The organism is Zarconia sp. (genome assembly GCF_057467645.1).
The window spans coordinates 143298-161123 of the sequence record NZ_JBRJXU010000147.1 but is presented as its reverse complement, the minus strand read 5'-3'; the positions used below and the strand labels follow the sequence as shown (position 1 = coordinate 161123).

The following is a 17826-nucleotide window of genomic DNA, read 5'->3' as shown; positions in this document are numbered from 1 at the left end:
GGGGTCGAGAGTGCTTGAAATATCTCGATCCCATTTTTTCTGGCAATGACTTGCGATCGATTCGGAATTCCCTCCGATCGCATCGGCAACAAGCGTCTCATTGAAGTGAGTTCGACTGCGGTGACGGCACGCGATCGCAGTTTAACGGTGCATTCCATAGAGCCAGCATTTTTCAAGATACTAAATATTAAAGATTATATTAATTTTTGCGGTTCACTTGGCAACATTATTTTAAAGTAATCAGAATAATAAACAATCCCTTGAACTAACGTTAGAAGTCATATTGAAAGTAAACTTTAAACTCTTATCTGGTGGTTTATGGTGGCGATTCGACCTTGGCGCAGCCGATCTAAAAGAGCTAGGAGATGCTTCGCGAACGCATGAGCGTAATCTTTTCAGAGCGATCGTCAATCTACCGTTATCCCACCACATTTAGCTCGTCGATCGTTCTTGATATTTACTATATAAAAAGCCTCTGAGCCGGGGATATTATTGCGATCCAAATTCACCCCTAAAAATTTAGTAAGTAACATTCATTTTCAAAAGGAGATAAATTATGGCGGCAAGTTTAAATGGGATTGTCATTAATGAAATCCTAGCCGATCCCAGTAGCGCTGGTGGCAACAACTTTGATACCGATATGGATGGAGTTGTTGAGGACAGCGATGAATTTGTTGAGTTATACAACACCAGCGGTGCAGATGTAGATATTTCCGGCTGGACGCTCAGTGATGGTGACGTTTCTACATTTACATTTCCTGCGGGGACGACGATCCCAGCTGGAGAGCATATCGTTATTGTCACTCGTTGGAATAGTCCCGAACCACAACCTTCCTGGGTTTATTCGTTCGGCCCGAATGCGCTATGGAACAATACCGGAGACGAAGTAATTCTCAGTGATGGGACAAACACCATTGCTGCGGTCTACAACGCTCAAAACAATAATGATATTCCTGCTGGTGCTGATGTTGACGACTTCTTTACAGATACTGACGGTTTATCAATTCAACGGTCTCCCGATGGTTCTGACACATTTGTCGTTGCAGCACCCACCCCAGAGTGCTTCCTGACGGGTACTCGCATCCTCACAGAAAATGGCGACCAACTCGTCGAAGAATTAGAAATAGGCGATCGCGTTCAAACCGCCGACGGCAAAATCGAAGCAGTCAAGTGGATTGGTTATCAAACCATCAACCCGAGTGAAATCCTCAATCCCCTTCGCGGCAATCCCGTCCAAATCAAAGCCGGTGCCTTGGGAGAGAATACCCCCACTCGGGACTTATTTATCTCTCCCGACCATGCATTACTCGTCGATGGATTGCTCATTAATGCCGGTGCGTTGGTTAACGACATTAGCATCGTCAAAACCCAACCCACCGAAACTTTTGTTTACCACCACATCGAACTGGACAATCACGCACTATTGGTGGCCGAAGGCACTTTTGCAGAAAGCTATATGCCTCAAAACGAAGACCGTTTAGTGTATGACAACGGTGCGGAGTACGAGGAATTGTATCCCCACGGTAGCAAGTTAATGCTGTGGCCGATGGATTATCCTCGGGTGAGCAGCAAGAGCAAAGTTCCTCGTTTCGTGCGTCAAAAGTTGATGCAAATTGCCGGTCAACTCGAAGGAGAAACGGCTCAATTGAGTGCCTAAGGGACTTGCAAAGAAATAAGGTACCTGCTTGTTCTAGATATACGGTAGGGGTCAAGGGCCCTTGACCCCTACGTGGGTACGTTATTTTCCCGCCCATCCCTCAACTCTCTTCAACTTAAATCTCTTCAACTCCAAAGGAGCGATCGCACATACACGATCGCTCCATGTCGTATCGGATCGTACATTTAGACAGGAAAATTGCTTCATCGAACACTTCGAGATGGAATTTTTGCGTTTCAGAATATCCCTTCACCTCAATGGGATTTCGCGGTCAGGTTCGACTCAAAAAAAATAACTTCGTACTTTACAAATTGAAAGATTAGTCGTTGAGATTCCGTTTAGGTGAGTGTTGCATTACGATCTAGCCTCCATTTTGCATGTCTTGAAAAGCTTTCCGGAAAAGTACTCGATCGAGCAACCTTCCCAATTCACATAATTTTCCCAACCGCGAAATTTTACGGATATAGGAAGTTCTCAAACAAATAGCTCCTCAGAATCTTCTCTGTAAACCTTTGGATTCTGAGTGACAAAATATAAAGAGTGCGTAAAGTCGCTCCGTAAACTTGACTAATTTTTGTCAATCTATTAACAATGACCAGTAATCCCTTGAAAAGTTTTGAGGTCGGGTATTATTGCAATCCACAATTTGCCCCTCAAAACCCAGTTCGCTCGACCAACTGACTCACAATCCTCGCGAAGTTTGAAAACCTTTGGTAAGTATGCTTTGGCAAGGAATTTTCCAACTCCAGCCACATGCAGTGGAGTTGTGTGCTTGTTTGTTTCTTTCGGTATATCCGTAGTGCGATCGTACGGCGTAGTTCTAGGTGCTTCTACAAAGAGGTCAGTGGTTCGGTCAAATTGACCGTGCTGTCACGAAATAGTCGCGAAAAACCGACATGGTGACGGTTCTGTATCGGTGTAACGTTTAGGAATCCAAGAATTATGGCAAGATTACAAGTCGCGTATAATACGACCAGCCTCCAAGAAGGAGAGGGGCCTTATATTGCAACGTTCACGATCGTCGAAGAATTTGGCGATCCACCAACTCCCGATCACTCCTTTGAGTGGATACTGCTCCCAAGAAATCCGAATTCCGCACAGCCAAACGATCTCGATACGCCTAACGGGACACAAGGTACAATCGACTTTACAGGTCTCAATTATGGAGACTCGATCGATCTAGAGTTGGGAAGTCCTGTTCTTGATGGTCTAGTAGAACCCGATGAATTCTTTCGGATTCGCTACTTTAATTCTGACGGAAGTAGCCCCCTAAGGCTCAGACCACCATTAAGGGGGCAGGTTTTTGAGATTGAAGAATGCTTCCTCGAAGGAACTCATATCCTTACCGAAGATGGATATCGTCCGGTAGAAGATCTGAAAATTGGCGATAACGTCAAAACTTTTGACGGTCAGTTAGAAGCCATCAAGTGGATTGGCGTACAAACTCGCCATCGTTTCACCGCTCATCCGTTGCGTTCCCTCCCCATTCAAATTAAAGCTGGGGCTTTAGGTGAAAATACCCCCAGTCGCGATCTCTTCGTTTCCCCAGACCACGCGGTACTCATCGACGGGTTGCTCATCAACGCTGGAGCACTCGAAAACGGCGTATCCATCGTCAAAACCTATCCGGTGCAATACACCTACTACCACGTCGAACTGGAAAATCACGCCCTGCTTGATGCTGAAGGTGTCCCAGCTGAGAGCTTTTTCCCACAAAACGAAGACCGTATGGCTTACGACAACGGTGCTGAATACGAGGAGTTGTATCCCCACGGCAGCAAATTAATGCTGTGGCCGCTGGATTATCCTCGGGTGAGCAGCAAGAATAAGGTTCCTCGTTTTGTCAGTCAAAAGTTGATGCAGATTGCCGGTCAACTCGAAGATGCAGACGCTCACTTGAGTGCTTAAATTTCAGGGGAGCGATCGTTCTGTTGCGATCGCTCCTTAACTGATTCATCGGATTAATTAGCTGGCGATCGTCTGTAAAAACACGCAACCTTGTGTTGTGAATCAGACGCTTCAACATGGAATTTTGGCTTTTCAGAATTTCCCTTCGCCTCAATGAGATTTCGCGGACCTGCTCGAGCTCAAAAAAATAACGTCGTAGTTTACAAATTGAAATCTCATCGATCGCGATCGATGCACAAAATTTGAAGATAACGATCGCCTTGCCAAATCCCATCCGCAAAACTATAGAGGTGACTCGGCTTATTTTAAAGATTTGATAAAACTCTTCTGTAAACTTGACTAAACCTCGACATCCAAATCATAATAAGCAGGAAGGTTAAAAAACCTCAGTAATATTTCGGAAAAACCTTTAAATAGCAAGCAATCGAAGATATTCCGAGAAGACAACGCTAAAGCCGATCGAACATCAACCACATTAATCCTGTCTCACTGAGAGCTATATAACCAATCGGCTTGAAGCTACGAGACAGTAGAATCGATACAGCAGCGTAGATGTATTCGATCGACAAGTCAAGTCAAGCAATTAAATCTTTACTGTAGCTTTTTTTTATGTAAGGGTTTAATTAAATTTTCCTGCGAACTTGACATCATGCTTTTGAAGCAATAATCATAATAATAAATCTCTTGCACTAGTATTGATGCGGGGCATTATCGCGACCAAACTTGTCCCAAAAATCAAGCTCAGTTACACCTTCACTATGATGTGAAGGTAGAAATTAATCAATTTTTCGTCATCAAAAGTGCTTCTGCGAAGAGTCAAGTTATTCGATAAACTTGACTGAGTTTTGATGAACAATTGAATTCATAAAATTCGTTCGTTTACCTAATATTAAGGAGCAGCAACTATGGCACAGCTAAGTATTACAAGGAATTGGGTTTTTACAGAGATGGATCCAGAAGCTGAAGAGGGAAGAGAAGGTGACGGATACTATGAAGTTACCTTTACTTTAAATTCAGAAGCAGGCGATCCAGCTACCCCCGATCACTCTTTTGACTGGGAATTCGCAGCATCATTAACAGATGGTGCTAGCTCTGGAGATGTGGATTTTTCTGATGGTACCAGTGGCAGCGTTAGCTTTTCTGGCTATGGTGAGTCAAACTCTATCACCATCACTCCTAGTCTTGATGACGTAGGACCCGAACCTGACGAAACCCTTCGGTTATTTATCGTCAACCTTGAAGGAACAAATTTCACTTTTGAGTCCGGATCGAGTCCGATTACGGATTTCGTCATTATTGACGAATGCTTCCTGGAAGGAACAAATGTCCTCACCGAAGATGGATATCGTCAAGTTGAAGACTTGAACATTGGCGATAAAGTCAAAACCTTCGATGGTAAATTAGAACCCATCAAGTGGATTGGTACGCAAACTCGCCATCGTTTCACCGCTCATCCGTTGCGTTCCCTCCCCATTCAAATCAAAGCTGGGGCTTTAGGTGAAAATACTCCCAGTCGCGATCTCTTCGTTTCCCCAGACCACGCGGTACTCATCGACGGGTTGCTCATCAACGCTGGAGCACTCGAAAACGGCGTCTCGATCGTCAAAACCTATCCCACTCAATACACCTACTACCACGTCGAACTGGAAAATCACGCACTGCTCGATGCTGAAGGCGTTCCAGCCGAGAGCTTTTTCCCCCAAAAGGAAGACCGCTCTCTCTACGACAATGGGGCGGAGTACGAGGAGTTATATCCCCACGGCAGCAAATTAATGCTGTGGCCTCTGGATTATCCTCGGGTGAGCAGCAAGAATAAAGTTCCTCGTTTTGTCTCTCAGAAGTTGATGCAGATTGCTAATCAACTCGAAGGTAAAGTGGAAGTGTTGACCGCTTAAATTCCTCGATGAAAATTGCTTGCTCTTTTGCAATCTATAGATGATTAGAATGAGAGCTTCTATCTTCCTCCTGCCGTTATTGATAAGTAGCGGCAGGTTTTTGTACTTCATGAGAGCGATCGCTCGGAAACAAGCGATAATAATGAGAGATAGAGCAAGTTAGCAGTGTCGACTCTCTGAGTACAGAATAAGTATAAATCGTGGAAGCTCGATGTCGTGAAGGAAATCGAGAGACTTCTAATATAAGTAATATCGTTATTGGTGACCGGGAGACCATGCGATCGAGGTATAGAGTCTAGAGATACAACAATATAACTCTCTGACACAAAACGCTCGAGTAAAGGCTGGAGTTGTTCTTCAATATATTTTGCATGAGATATTTGTTATGAGTAATCCCTCTAATCATCCCTCTAACTCTCAGGAACAAGAGCATTTAGCCGATATCAAAAAACGAGGCGACACTCCCGAGGCGATCGCCCAACTCCAAGACCTGTTAAAAGAAGAACCGAAGTTTATACCTGGATGGATAGAACTGGGGCGCATCCATCGTCGAAGGGGCGATCGGCAATTAGCTTTGAGTACTTTTACCGAAGCCCTCACATTTGCCCCACATCATCAAAGTCTCAATTTAGAGTTAGCGACCGAGCAACTTGCCTTGAATCAAGTTGATGATTGCCAGACAACAATTGACAAAATATTAAAAATTAATCCCAAACAAGAAGGAGCTTTGTTAAAACAGGGAGAACTCTATCGGAAGCAACAGAAGAGAGAAGAAGCCTTAGAGGTTTTTCAAAAAGCTTTAGAATTAAAACCTCAGTCAATTTGGAATCATATAAGGGTTGCTAGGGAGCTAACATTTCTTGAAAGATTTGACGAAGCCGAACGACAACTCAAACAAGCCCTTGAATATGCTCCAACTCATTTAGATGTTTTGGTGAAGTTGGGAGAACTAGAGCAAAAGCAGCAACAGCCAGAACAAGCATTAGCTTATTTTAAACAAGCCAGCGAACATCATCCCAATAAAATTCAGCCAGAATTAAAAATTGCCGAAATTCTCCGAAATACTCAACAACTAGAAGAAGCTCGCGCTCGCCTCATTCAGCTTTTAGAAAAATATCCGAATCGTTTTGAAGTTCTGATGCAACTGGGTCATTTAGAACGACAAAGACTCGATCGGGAGCAAGCTTTAAAATGGTATTCCCTTGGGAGTGAAGCTGCTTCCAATTCATCTCAAACGAATAACGATCGACTTCATGCAATTGAAGAGTTGCGAGGGTTAGGTGAAATCGATGCAGCCGTTGAAAAAATAACACCAATCTTACAAGAGTTCCCGAACGATCCTCGAGCAAAATTAATTTATGCGTCGCTTCTAAAGATTAAGCTAGAATTTAAGACTGCCGCAGATATTTATCAAGAACTCATAAGAATTGACCCGAATAAAATTCACCCTTATTTAGAATTAGCGACTTGTTTGAGTGAATGCGGTCAAACTCAAGAAGCGATCGAGCATTTGGAAGTGATTCGAGAGTCAAATCCCGATGATACTCAGATTTTGAAAAAATTGGGCGATCTATATCGAAAAGAGCAAGACCGAACCCAAGCCCTTAAATCCTATCGACAAGCTTTAGAACTCGATCCGCAAAATTTATGGGCAAATCTTAAGGTTGCCACCGAACTCCGAGATGGCGGAGATTTAGAAGCTGCCCAACAACAAATACAGACGACCTTAGAATATCACCCCAATCATTTTCATGCTCTGATGCAGCTCGGTCAACTCGAGCAAAAACAACAAAAGTTAGAGACGGCTATGGAGCGCTTTCAAGCTGTCATCGAACATCATCCCGATCGAATTGAGCCACGTTTGAGTCAGGGGGATATTTTATGCGAGTTGGGACGTTTCGATGCTGCTCGAAATTATCTCAAGCTACTCCAAAAAAGCTATCCAGAAGAACCGCGAGTCTTGATTAAGTTGGGTCAGCTAGAACGGAAACTCGGGTCTAGAGCAAAAGCATTAGAGTGGTTTGATTTAGCGCAAGAGAAAACCTCTACACTCACCCAATCTTTAGATATCCAAATTTTAGCGGTTGAAGAATTAAGAGATTTAGGTCATTTTGATGAAGCGATTCAAAAAATCGATCGAATCATCGAAGAATTTCCCGAATACCGTCGCGCTCAGATGGTGAAAGGGAATATTTTACAGAAACAGCCCAATCTCGCCGAAGCCGCCAATATATACAAACGTATATTATCAACAGAACCCAAGAATCTCAATGCTAGGATAGAACTCGCTCGAGTGTACAGTCAATCCGGTCAAGTGGAAAGTGCGATCGCGCTTTTGGAAAAAACGGATCGATTATTGGGATCGAATTCCCTGGTTTTCATGCAACTTGGAGCACTCAACCAAGCTCTAGAAGAATGGGAAGCCGCACGGCAGTGGTATGAAAAAGCAACTCAAGAATATCCCTACCATCCTGGAGGATATTGTGCGTTAGCCAATGTCATGTCTCTGGAAGGAGAAAGCGAAGCCGCTATGGAGTTACTGCAAGAGGCTCAGGTCAAAATTCCCAACTCTATTCCAATTCTGATTAAATTAATTGACTTACAAATCCGTGCGAGCAATCTAGATCTCGCTCGAAAGCGACTCTTAGATGCACTGAAGACATTTCCCGATAACGTACCACTACGATGGCAACTGTGCCGAGTCGAGATGGGAGATGGAGACTATCCGGCGGCATTTGAGGTTCTCGATAGTATTTCAACAGATAATCAAGATTGGATCCGAAAAACCGAACAAAATCGAGCAAATCTCTATTTCCATCAATATAATTACCCGAAAGCGGAAGAACACTTACGCAAAGCTATTACACTTGCACCGACTGCTATTGGAGAACGAAATCGCCTTGCTACGCTGTTAATGCTCGATAGCCGTATCAATGAGGCTCGACAAGAATTAAAAATTGCCACGGAAGAACTAAATCTCAAAACCCCCCCAGGGAAAGCAGCCGTTCCGTTGAAAAGCCATCCGGCAATGCTGATTAATGAATTGCAGATTAATCCTCCATTGCTCAAACAACTGATAGAAACAAAAGAAAAGCAAGGATACGATCGAATCTTAGCGTTGGGCAGTCTTCTGTCTCAAGAACCCACTTACCTAGGCAGCGCTCTTTATTTAGCCAGAGAATTAAGAGAACAAGGCATTTTTGAAGAGCTGCAACAAGAATTATCCGCTGAGGCAACGAGCTTTTCTTCGATTCCTAAACGTATCGTTCAGTTTTGGGACGATCCCACACCCCCAAAAGAAGTTCAAAGAATCTGTCAAAGCTGGATCGATCGAAATCCAGACTATGAATATACTCGTTTTTCCATTGAGACCGCCATTGCGTTTTTACAAGAACATTACGACGCCAAAGCACTCAAAGCTTTCTCAAATTGCGACCAACCTGCCACTCAAGCCGACTTTTTTAGACTCGCCTATCTCAATAAAATGGGTGGGTTTTATGCAGATGCAGACGATGTATGTCGTCAATCCCTCGATACCATTCTCGAGTACAGTCCAGAATTAGTGGTACTTCAAGAAGATTTTTCGTGCATTGGCAATAACTTTTTAGGCTGTATTCCCGGTCAAACTATCATTCGGATCGCTTTTCACCAAGCTATCACTAATTTACTCGACTACTGCAACGAAAGTCCTTGGTTTGCCACGGGTCCAGGCTTGATGACCTCTGCGGTGTGTAGCGGCTTAGTTCCGTATCTGACGTATGACAACTATCAAATGTGGCCTCGATTGTTGGTGTTGTCTCAATCTCAGTTAAGGAAAATGATTAGTCAGCATACCCCCTTGGCGTATAAGAAAACCGATAAAAGCTGGCAAAATAATGCTTATCAACGAAGAATCAAAGTGACGCAAATCTTCGAGGAATTGGCGGTCTAAATTTCAGAGCCAAGGATTGAAACTTAGATTGAAACTTACATCGACCGAAAAACAACGATAACTTCATCCGATCGCAGAGTAACGTTTCCTCAATTATCGTGCCAAGATTGGAAGAGACAAACCTTCTCTCTCTCCAGGTTCAACTCCTTTTAAATATTGCTTAAATTCTCTCCAGACGCAAAACTTAACATAAATACAGACAAGTCCACATCTCCACGGGTATCCGCCCTCTGATAAACTTATACACTGGGAACGCCCGATAAATAAACATTACAAGCACTTCGGAGGACAGACTTCGTGGACGCAACCCTTGGATTAGAGATTATTGAAGTCGTAGAAAAGGCTGCGATCGCCAGCGCCAAATGGATGGGAAAAGGCGAGAAAGACACCGCTGACGAAGTGGCTGTGGAAGCCATGCGAGAGCGGATGAATAAGATTTATATGCGCGGACGCATCGTCATTGGAGAAGGGGAACGGGACGACGCCCCCATGCTCTATATTGGCGAAGAAGTGGGGATTTGCACCCAGGAAGATGCCAAAGAATATTGCAACCCCGACGAATTACTAGAAATCGATATTGCCGTCGATCCCTGTGAAGGTACGAACCTGGTTGCCTACGGACAAAACGGTTCGATGGCGGTATTGGCGATCTCCGAAAAAGGCGGATTGTTCGCGGCTCCCGACTTCTATATGAAAAAATTAGCGGCTCCCCCAGCTGCTAAAAATCACGTCGATATTAATAAGACGGCCACGGAAAATCTAAACATCCTCTCCGATTGCTTGGAGCGATCGATTGAAGAGTTGGTGGTGGTGGTGATGGATCGTCCCCGTCACAAAGACTTGATCGCTGAAATTCGGGCCGCCGGCGCGCGAGTCCGCCTGATTAGCGATGGAGACGTATCCGCTGCGATTTCTTGCGCCTTTGCCGGTACCAGCATTCACGCGCTGATGGGGATCGGTGCGGCTCCTGAAGGGGTTATTTCGGCGGCTGCCATGCGCTGCTTGGGCGGACACTTCCAAGGGCAACTGATTTACGATCCGGCGATCGTGAAAACCGGTCTGATTGGTGAAAGCCGGGAAAGCAACCTCGCCCGTTTGACGGAAATGGGCATTACCGATCCCGATCGCGTCTACAGTGCTGAAGAGCTAGCCTGTGGCGAAACGGTGCTGTTTGCTGCCTGCGGAATTACCCCCGGCACCTTGATGGAAGGGGTTCGCTTCTTCCACGGTGGCGCTCGCACGCAAAGTTTGGTGATTTCGAGCCAATCGAAAACGGCTCGTTTTGTCGATACCATTCACCTGTCTGACGCTCCCAAGTATTTGCAGTTGCATTAATCTCTTTTTTTGAGTTGCGGGTCATTTGCCATTGATGTATCAATAATGTATCGATTTTTCGAGGGCAAATGACTCGATTTCAAGTCATAAAAATCCATCGATCCCCTTAAAAAAAAATACAAAAAACCATCGACACCATTTAAAACACCGTCCTTAACAAGCAATGATTTTATGAATATCGCTGTTATTGGTCTGAGCCATAAAACCACCCCCGTCGAAGTTCGAGAAAAACTCAGCATTCCAGAGCCTCAAATCGAGCAGGCGATCGCCCAACTTCTCAGTTATCCCCACATCGAAGAAGTTGCGATCCTCAGCACCTGCAATCGCCTCGAAATTTACGTCGTCACCACCGAAACCGAACCCGGCGTTCTCGAAGTCACTCAGTTTCTGTCCGAATCGAGTCAAGTTCCCCTCTCCCAGTTGCGATCGCATCTATTCATCTTGCTCCACGAAGATGCGGTGATGCACTTGATGCGCGTTGGTGCCGGTTTAGAAAGTTTGGTTCTCGGGGAAGGACAAATCCTCGCTCAAGTCAAACAAACCTACAAACTCGGTCAGCAACACAAAGGCGTCGGGCGCATCCTCAACCAACTCTTCAAAAAAGCCATCGGTGCCGGCAAACGGGTGCGTACGGAAACCAGCATCGGTACCGGTGCCGTCTCCATCAGTTCTGCGGCGGTGGAACTGGCACAACTCGAAGCAGAAAATTTATCCCTGTGTCGCGTCGCCATCATTGGTGCGGGGAAAATGGCTCGGTTGTTGGTGCAACACCTGATTGCCAAAGGTGCCACCCAAATAGCCATCCTCAATCGATCGCCTAAACGCGCGCAAGAGTTAGCGAATCGATTTAGCGATGCCCAACTGCAACTCCATTCTCTCGACAATATGATGTCGGTGGTTGCCGCCTCTGATATCGTGTTTACCAGTACCGCCTCCACGGAACCGCTTATCGATCGCGCCAAACTCGAAGCTGTCTTACCCGCGGCTCATAATTTGATGCTCTTCGATATTTCCGTTCCCCGGAACGTGGCGGCCGATGCCAACGAACTGGCGAACGTCCAAGCCTTTAACGTCGATAACTTGAAAGCCGTGGTGGCGCAAAACCAAGAAAGTCGCCGGCAAATGGCTATGGAAGCCGAAGCCCTCCTCGATGAGGAAGTCGAAGCCTTTGAAGTTTGGCTGCGATCGCTTGAAACCGTTCCCACCATCAGCAGTCTGCGCAAGAAAGTCGAAACGATTCGCGAGCAGGAATTGGAAAAAGCCCTCTCCCGTCTGGGGGTCGAATTTGCCGAGAAGCATCAAGAAGTCATCGAAGCCCTGACCCGAGGGATCGTGAATAAAATCCTCCACGATCCGATGGTGCAACTGCGCGCACAGCAGGACATCGAAGCTCGCCGTCGCGCCATGCAAACCCTCCACTTGCTATTTAACTTGGAAGAGGGGAAATTGGAGAAGACGTACTAGCAATTGACAATTGACAATTGACAATGGCTTGATTGGGAAGTTTTAGGAACTTAAAAACGTTTCATCCAATTCAAATCTTGTTGGGGAGATAGACAGTTCTATAACGAGCGAATCTCGAGACTTGCTCGATTGAATTATCTTGGGAATTTAAAAGTTTTTCTAACGGAAAAAGGAGACGCCGATCGCGCGTCCCCTTTTTCGATTTACGGACTTATTAAGCGTGCGGGTTGGGTATCTTTAAGCGCCCTTGCCAATATCCGAAACGCTCAACAGACCTTGAGAATTGCGCAGTTCCGGGGCGAAGAATCCACCCGAGAAGATGCGATCGCGATCGCGCCGTTGGGCAAACATCGGCACCGCACCGCGGACTTCACTTGCCACTTCCACAGTTTTCACATCGTAGGTTTGGGTGGCAATTTTCGGATAGAAGCCGATCCCGACAATCGGTAGCACCAAGCAAGTCGCCACCATCAATTCGCGGGGTTTGAGATCCATCCAGGGATCGATAGAAGTCGAGACTTGCTCCTTACCGTAGAAGACGCGCCGCAACATGGAGAGCAAGTAAATGGGTGTCACAATCAAACCCACTGCCGAAAGCAGTACCGCCATCACTTTAAAGGAGGTGCTGTAAACGTCGCTGGTGGCAATGCCGAGAAATACCGTCAGTTCGCCGATAAACCCACTCATTCCCGGTAGGGCCAGAGAAGCCATCGCGCCAGTGGTGAAGAGGGCAAAGGTCTTGGGCATCACCGTTGCCAAACCCCCCATTTTTTCCATCCAGAGGGTGTGGGTGCGTTCGTAGGTTACCCCCGCCAGGAAGAACAGCAACGCTGCAATCAAGCCGTGGGAAATCATCTGTAAAATCGCGCCGTTGAGACCGACATCGGTAAACGAGCCGATACCGACCATCACGAAGCCCATGTGAGAAATGGAAGAGTAAGCCAACCGCCGCTTCAGGTTATCCTGAGCAAACGCGGTGAACGCGCCGTAAACGATATTGACCACACCGAGAACCACCAGGGCCGGAGCAAAGTAAATGTGGGCGTTCGGTAGCACTTCCAGATTCAGGCGGATGAGGGCGTAGCCACCCATTTTGAGGAGAATGCCGGCCAAAATCATCGACACCGGAGCAGAAGCTTCACCGTGAGCGTCGGGCAACCAGGTGTGGAGGGGGAAGATGGGCAGCTTTACCCCGAAGGCAATTAAGAATCCTGCGTATGCAAGTAGTTCAAATAAGATTGGGTAGTGCTTCGTTCCTAGCTCGGCCATATCGAAGGTGACGTTGCCACCGTAGAAGGCTAAACCGAGAGAAGCGACCAGAATAAAGATAGATGCTAAAGCAGTGTAAAGAATAAACTTGGTTGCAGCGTAAAGACGCTTGGGACCGCCCCAGATGGAAATGAGTAGGTAGACGGGAACTAGCTCGATTTCCCACATGAGGAAGAAGAGCAGCATATCCTGAGCGACGAAGACTCCCATTTGGGCGCTGTATAGCACCAGCATCAGGAAGTAAAACAGGCGGGGTTTGCGCTCGACATTCCAGGCAGCGCAAATGGCTAGGGTGTTCACCAGTCCCGTGAGAACGATCAGGGGAACGGATAAACCATCTACGGCCACCGACCAGTTCAAACCGATTTGCGGAACCCAGGCATAGCGTTCGACGAGCTGAAAGCCAGAGTTCTGAAAATCGTAGTGCTGCCAGACGGTGTAGAGGGTGAGGAGAAAGTCGAGTAAACCAATGCCTAGGGCATACCAACGAAGGGTTTTGCCATTTTTGTCCGGAATAATCGGAATGGCAGCGGTTGCCAGCAAGGGTAGCAGAATTATGGCTGTTAGCCAGGGAAAGGCCATCACATTCACCAATGAGAACAAATACTTACTGATATACTTATTCTATTAAAGCAAATGAATTTCCGCAAAGTTTTATTACGATTTTGTAGAAATTTTACAAAAATCACCATCATGCGATCGAATTGTAAAGCTCTGTAACGCTCCCAAAAGAGTCGTCGATCGCAATTCCTGGCTCCCATTTCTCCCCCAGCTCTCCCATCACTCCACACTCATTGGTGAAAGGTTCAGGAAATTTTGGGTGGGTCAAGCCCCATATTTAGTCTTGTCCCTCGATTGAATCTCGAGATCTAGACGGTTTCCGATGACCGACTCATGCTCCAACGGCTCGACTAACTCACATCCCATTCCCCACACCCCACACCCCATTCCCGACTTGGGTAAAGACCTCTGTTCCCGATCGACCGACAGGGGTAAAATGAGGGCTGGTTCTGGTGTAAAGTCGCCCTGACAATCGCGCCAGACGCAATCCCCCAGATCGATCGCAGATCGTTACGATATATATGAGTATTTCCCAAGGGCGATCGCGCCGTCTGAGTCAACCTTATTCCCGTCTGCGCGCGGTAATGCAGATGCGATCGCATTCCTGGCGCTCCCTTGTCATGGCCATCGTCGCGGCGATCGTTCTGGTTGTCGGATGCACGATCGCACCGCCGACTGCCTTAGCCGGTTTGCACGACGATAACTTCGATGGCAATATCTTTGCCTTGTATGCGGGTAATGGTTCTTTAATTCCACCCAAAGTGAATTTAAAAGATTCGCTCAAGCAAACAGAACGCCCGACGTTGCTGACGCTGTACGTTGAAGATAGTGAAGATTGCAAAGTCTTCTCGGCGACGATTTCCCAGCTGCAAGCATTTTACGGCCGCTACACCAATATCGTTCCCATCAACGTCGATGCGATCGTCCCCAAATCGGAGTACGCCACCAACGAACCGGGATATTACTATCGAGGCGTGGTTCCCCAAACCGTGTTGTTCGATACTGCCGGAAACGTCCTCCTCAATGAAAGTGGAATCGTAGAATTTGAAAAGCTCGACGATCGCTTTCGCGAAATCTTCAACTTGCTGCCCCGTTCTGAATCCGTGGAGTTGAAGCGCCGACCGATTAATGAAGTGAACGCCGAAATCCAGCGCTAGTGCGGTTGAAATGGCGATCGCCCCTTTCCCACCCGACTTGGAGATCGAACAGTGTCCTCTATTTTTCCCCTCAAAACCTTTTTATTGCAAACCCTCCTGCTACTCGTGACTATTGCCATCGAGTCTTGGGTGTTGCGCAACCGCCTGAATTTACCCCGCCAACTCAGCGTTATCTATGCAGCCATCATCAACCTGCTCTCGGTTGTGATTAGCTGGTTGGCTTTCTTCGCCGTCGAACCGGAGTTTTTACCCCCTCCCGTCAAAAATCAACTCATTCACTATATTTTGATTGGCAAGCTCTCGAGTAGTGCTTCCCAAGTGTTTGAATTTTGGGCGATCGTCATCGGATTTGCCATCTTTTTTATCACTCTCGAAGTCAAAGTTCAAGCGCTTTATCTTTTGCAACTCACCGGCACGATTCCCAGTCGAATCGTACAGCAAGGTCGCGTCATTCAACGTCACAAGCGGATGGTGATTCGTCGGGAGCAAACCTTAGCAATTTTAGCGGCTCACGGGTTAAGCCATAGTGCGATACTGGTAATTTTAGTCATTTTAAACCTCCAATTCCTGAGAACGTAATTGGCAGACGAATCATTCTCGTCTCTCATCTCCAACTGACAATCCCTAACCCGTTATTACGAGAGCGTTATGTTTAATCCAGTTGAATGGTTTAATAAAAACCTGAAGCCCAAAAAACTATTTTCGTGGCAAACTTTAATTTTAATTAGTTTAGTTTTATGGCTATTTCTAGCCATTGTTTATCTCTCAGAACTGTATTATCCCACTGAGACTTTACAAATCGAACGAGAAGATCGCGATGCCTTTATTCGATCGAGCTTGCTACTGTTAAGTGTTGGATTGGCATGGTGGCAAATCGAGAACCCCATTAAAATTGGATCCTTTTCCCTCCGACCGTGGATTTTAAGCGCCCTGGCTTGCCTACTATTTTTTCCCAGTTTGATGACTGGAGAAATTCCCCCTTTCGCCTGGGTAATCTGGCCGATTCTGGCAGCGGCGATCGCCATTTTTCCCAAAGTTCGTCCGGGCAATGAGAAATGGCAAGCTCCCCCGATAGAGGAGCGATCGCAACTGTTGATTCTCGGGTTGATTAGCTTAATCTTCAGTTCTTGGCTGGGCTTTGCCTTCGTCGTCAACCACTGGACCCAAGACTATCCCGAACTCGCCTCCGCCGATTTGAGTCGCAGTAACTTTGTCGTGCGGGTGGGGAATCCCGAAAATACAGAAGGCAAAGTGATTCTAGACCAAACCGTCAGCCAAATAGCCGATCGAGTGAACGGTCAAACTTGGGGTAGTATCGAACGCTTTCTCCTCAATCTCCAATTAGGACGTATCAATATCCAAGAACAGGTGATGAATCAACTGCAAGGGATTGTCGAGCGCGAGCGCTGGTCGGTTCAAGTTGACATCGTCCCCGAGTCGGAATACGACTTGAGAATTTTCGCTCGCAAACCCTCTTTTGGTCGCAATCGCACGGATTACCTGCTCAGCAAAACCTGCCGCATTCGCACCGATACTCGGATGCCGATGGATGCCCCAAACTACCCAGCCGGAATTCTCAGTTGCGAATCCACTCAGTTTACCTTTGACTGAGGGATCTCGATGGAGAACGAACTATTGACAATCGATCGTCGACCGCGAACAATGAGGGTCTAAAACGTTGCCGAGGTCATCTCCCTTGGGTTAGCCGTCATTGTTCGTTGTCAATTCAATGATTCAAGTCAATTTGGGAAGCATTTCGACGATCGCGGCGAATGTCTTCCGAGAGGTCATTCGCGATCGAACGCTCTATCTGGTGGCATTGTATGCCCTGATTTTGCTCGCAGCCATTTTACTGCTGCCGGAAGTGGCCGCCGGAACGCAAGATAAAATGACCCTCGATGTCGGCTTGGGGGCGATGAATCTCCTGGGTTTAATCGTCACCGTTTTTATCGGGACGGGGCTGATTAACAAAGAAATCGAGAAACGCACCGTCTTTGTTCTCATCTCCAAACCCATCGGGCGATCGGAACTCATTATCGGCAAGTTTCTCGGATTATCCGCCGTTTTAGCGGTTCTGATCGTTTTGATGACGGCAATCTTTATCTTAATTCTTCAAGCCAACGAAATTGCCTTTCCCCTCGGGAGTATCATCATTGCATCTGTGTTCCTCTTTCTCCAGCTGTCTCTCATCGTTTCCATTGCCATTATCTTTGGCACGTTCACCAGTTCTTTGCTGGCAACGCTGCTCACCTTCGGCATTTACTTTATGGGGCATTTCAGTCGCGATTTGTTGCAACTGGGGGAGATGGCCGATAATCCCGGCATTCAACCGATCGCTAAAGGGTTGTACCTGATTTTACCGGACTTGGCTCGGCTGGATTTGAAAAACGGTGCGGTGTACGGCAGTGCGGCCCTGCCAGATATCGCGACCCTCTTGCTCAACGCCATCTACGGTGGAGTGTATGTGATTTTGCTCCTGTCGGTGGCAACGGTGGTTTTTTCCCGGCGAGAGTTTTGAGAACCTTGTAAGGGCGTAGGTTCTCGACCTCAAAGAAACGCGATCGAAACGGAAAAAAAGATAAAGGCGATCGAGCCATCGAAGCGGCAAAGGCGATAATGAGAGTCAGGTTTCTATGATGTCACTCAGAT

Annotated in this window: 12 protein-coding genes; 11 read left to right on the top strand and 1 reads right to left on the bottom strand. The window is 46.6% G+C overall.

Annotated elements, in window-relative coordinates; genetic code table 11:
• Window positions 1-45 precede the first annotated feature (45 nt).
• The 7 genes from AC2215_RS22710 (at window position 46) to AC2215_RS22680 (ending at window position 12190) form a co-directional block, all read left to right on the top strand.
• On the top strand, window positions 46-240 hold the full coding sequence (locus AC2215_RS22710) for a hypothetical protein (protein WP_486812296.1): 195 nt from the start codon (window positions 46-48) through the stop codon (window positions 238-240).
• A 316-nt stretch (window positions 241-556) separates the two neighbouring features.
• A complete protein-coding gene (locus tag AC2215_RS22705) occupies window positions 557-1657 on the top strand; it encodes a Hint domain-containing protein (protein ID WP_486812295.1) in 1101 nt (366 codons plus the stop codon).
• Between the two features lie 942 nt (window positions 1658-2599).
• On the top strand, window positions 2600-3565 hold the full coding sequence (locus AC2215_RS22700) for a Hint domain-containing protein (RefSeq protein WP_486812294.1): 966 nt from the start codon (window positions 2600-2602) through the stop codon (window positions 3563-3565).
• 905 nt (window positions 3566-4470) lie between these two features.
• Entirely contained in the window at window positions 4471-5460 is a 990-nt protein-coding gene (locus AC2215_RS22695) for a Hint domain-containing protein (RefSeq protein WP_486812293.1), read from the top strand.
• 385 nt (window positions 5461-5845) lie between these two features.
• A complete protein-coding gene (locus tag AC2215_RS22690) occupies window positions 5846-9391 on the top strand; it encodes a tetratricopeptide repeat protein (RefSeq protein ID WP_486812292.1) in 3546 nt (1181 codons plus the stop codon).
• A 297-nt stretch (window positions 9392-9688) separates the two neighbouring features.
• Complete coding sequence (gene glpX, locus AC2215_RS22685; RefSeq protein ID WP_486812291.1) at window positions 9689-10726, top strand: class II fructose-bisphosphatase; 1038 nt, start codon at window positions 9689-9691, stop codon at window positions 10724-10726.
• Between the two features lie 171 nt (window positions 10727-10897).
• Window positions 10898-12190, top strand: coding sequence for a glutamyl-tRNA reductase (locus tag AC2215_RS22680; RefSeq protein ID WP_486812290.1), 1293 nt, complete (start codon window positions 10898-10900; stop codon window positions 12188-12190).
• Window positions 12191-12427: 237 nt separating this feature from the next.
• On the opposite strand, the gene AC2215_RS22675 is transcribed toward AC2215_RS22680, so the two are convergent.
• The gene (locus AC2215_RS22675; protein ID WP_486812289.1) at window positions 12428-14041 is read right to left on the bottom strand and encodes an NAD(P)H-quinone oxidoreductase subunit 4; all 1614 of its coding nucleotides are present in this window, start codon (window positions 14039-14041) and stop codon (window positions 12428-12430) included.
• Between the two features lie 500 nt (window positions 14042-14541).
• On the opposite strand from AC2215_RS22675, the gene AC2215_RS22670 reads away from it, so the two are divergent.
• The 4 genes from AC2215_RS22670 to AC2215_RS22655 all read left to right on the top strand — a co-directional run bounded on the left by AC2215_RS22670 (window position 14542) and on the right by AC2215_RS22655 (window position 17695).
• Complete coding sequence (locus AC2215_RS22670) at window positions 14542-15177, top strand: thylakoid membrane photosystem I accumulation factor (RefSeq protein ID WP_486812288.1); 636 nt, start codon at window positions 14542-14544, stop codon at window positions 15175-15177.
• A gap of 51 nt (window positions 15178-15228) precedes the next feature.
• Complete coding sequence (fraC, locus tag AC2215_RS22665; RefSeq protein ID WP_486812287.1) at window positions 15229-15756, top strand: filament integrity protein FraC; 528 nt, start codon at window positions 15229-15231, stop codon at window positions 15754-15756.
• Window positions 15757-15825: 69 nt separating this feature from the next.
• Window positions 15826-16788: a DUF5357 family protein gene (locus AC2215_RS22660; RefSeq protein ID WP_486812286.1), complete on the top strand. Its 963-nt coding sequence runs from the start codon at window positions 15826-15828 to the stop codon at window positions 16786-16788.
• 118 nt (window positions 16789-16906) lie between these two features.
• A complete protein-coding gene (locus AC2215_RS22655; RefSeq protein WP_486812285.1) occupies window positions 16907-17695 on the top strand; it encodes an ABC transporter permease in 789 nt (262 codons plus the stop codon).
• Window positions 17696-17826: the final 131 nt, after the last annotated feature.

Bases quoted from the DNA above. Each gene is read 5' to 3' on its own strand.
- AC2215_RS22695 (WP_486812293.1), top strand. From the start codon at position 4,471: ATGGCACAGCTAAGTATTACAAGGAATTGGGTTTTTACAGAGATGGAT.
- AC2215_RS22670 (WP_486812288.1), top strand. From the start codon at position 14,542: ATGAGTATTTCCCAAGGGCGATCGCGCCGTCTGAGTCAACCTTATTCC.
- AC2215_RS22705 (WP_486812295.1), top strand. From the start codon at position 557: ATGGCGGCAAGTTTAAATGGGATTGTCATTAATGAAATCCTAGCCGAT.
- AC2215_RS22660 (WP_486812286.1), top strand. From the start codon at position 15,826: ATGTTTAATCCAGTTGAATGGTTTAATAAAAACCTGAAGCCCAAAAAA.
- AC2215_RS22710 (WP_486812296.1), top strand. From the start codon at position 46: ATGACTTGCGATCGATTCGGAATTCCCTCCGATCGCATCGGCAACAAG.
- AC2215_RS22675 (WP_486812289.1), bottom strand. From the start codon at position 14,041: ATGGCCTTTCCCTGGCTAACAGCCATAATTCTGCTACCCTTGCTGGCA.
- AC2215_RS22690 (WP_486812292.1), top strand. From the start codon at position 5,846: ATGAGTAATCCCTCTAATCATCCCTCTAACTCTCAGGAACAAGAGCAT.
- AC2215_RS22680 (WP_486812290.1), top strand. From the start codon at position 10,898: ATGAATATCGCTGTTATTGGTCTGAGCCATAAAACCACCCCCGTCGAA.
- AC2215_RS22655 (WP_486812285.1), top strand. From the start codon at position 16,907: ATGATTCAAGTCAATTTGGGAAGCATTTCGACGATCGCGGCGAATGTC.
- AC2215_RS22700 (WP_486812294.1), top strand. From the start codon at position 2,600: ATGGCAAGATTACAAGTCGCGTATAATACGACCAGCCTCCAAGAAGGA.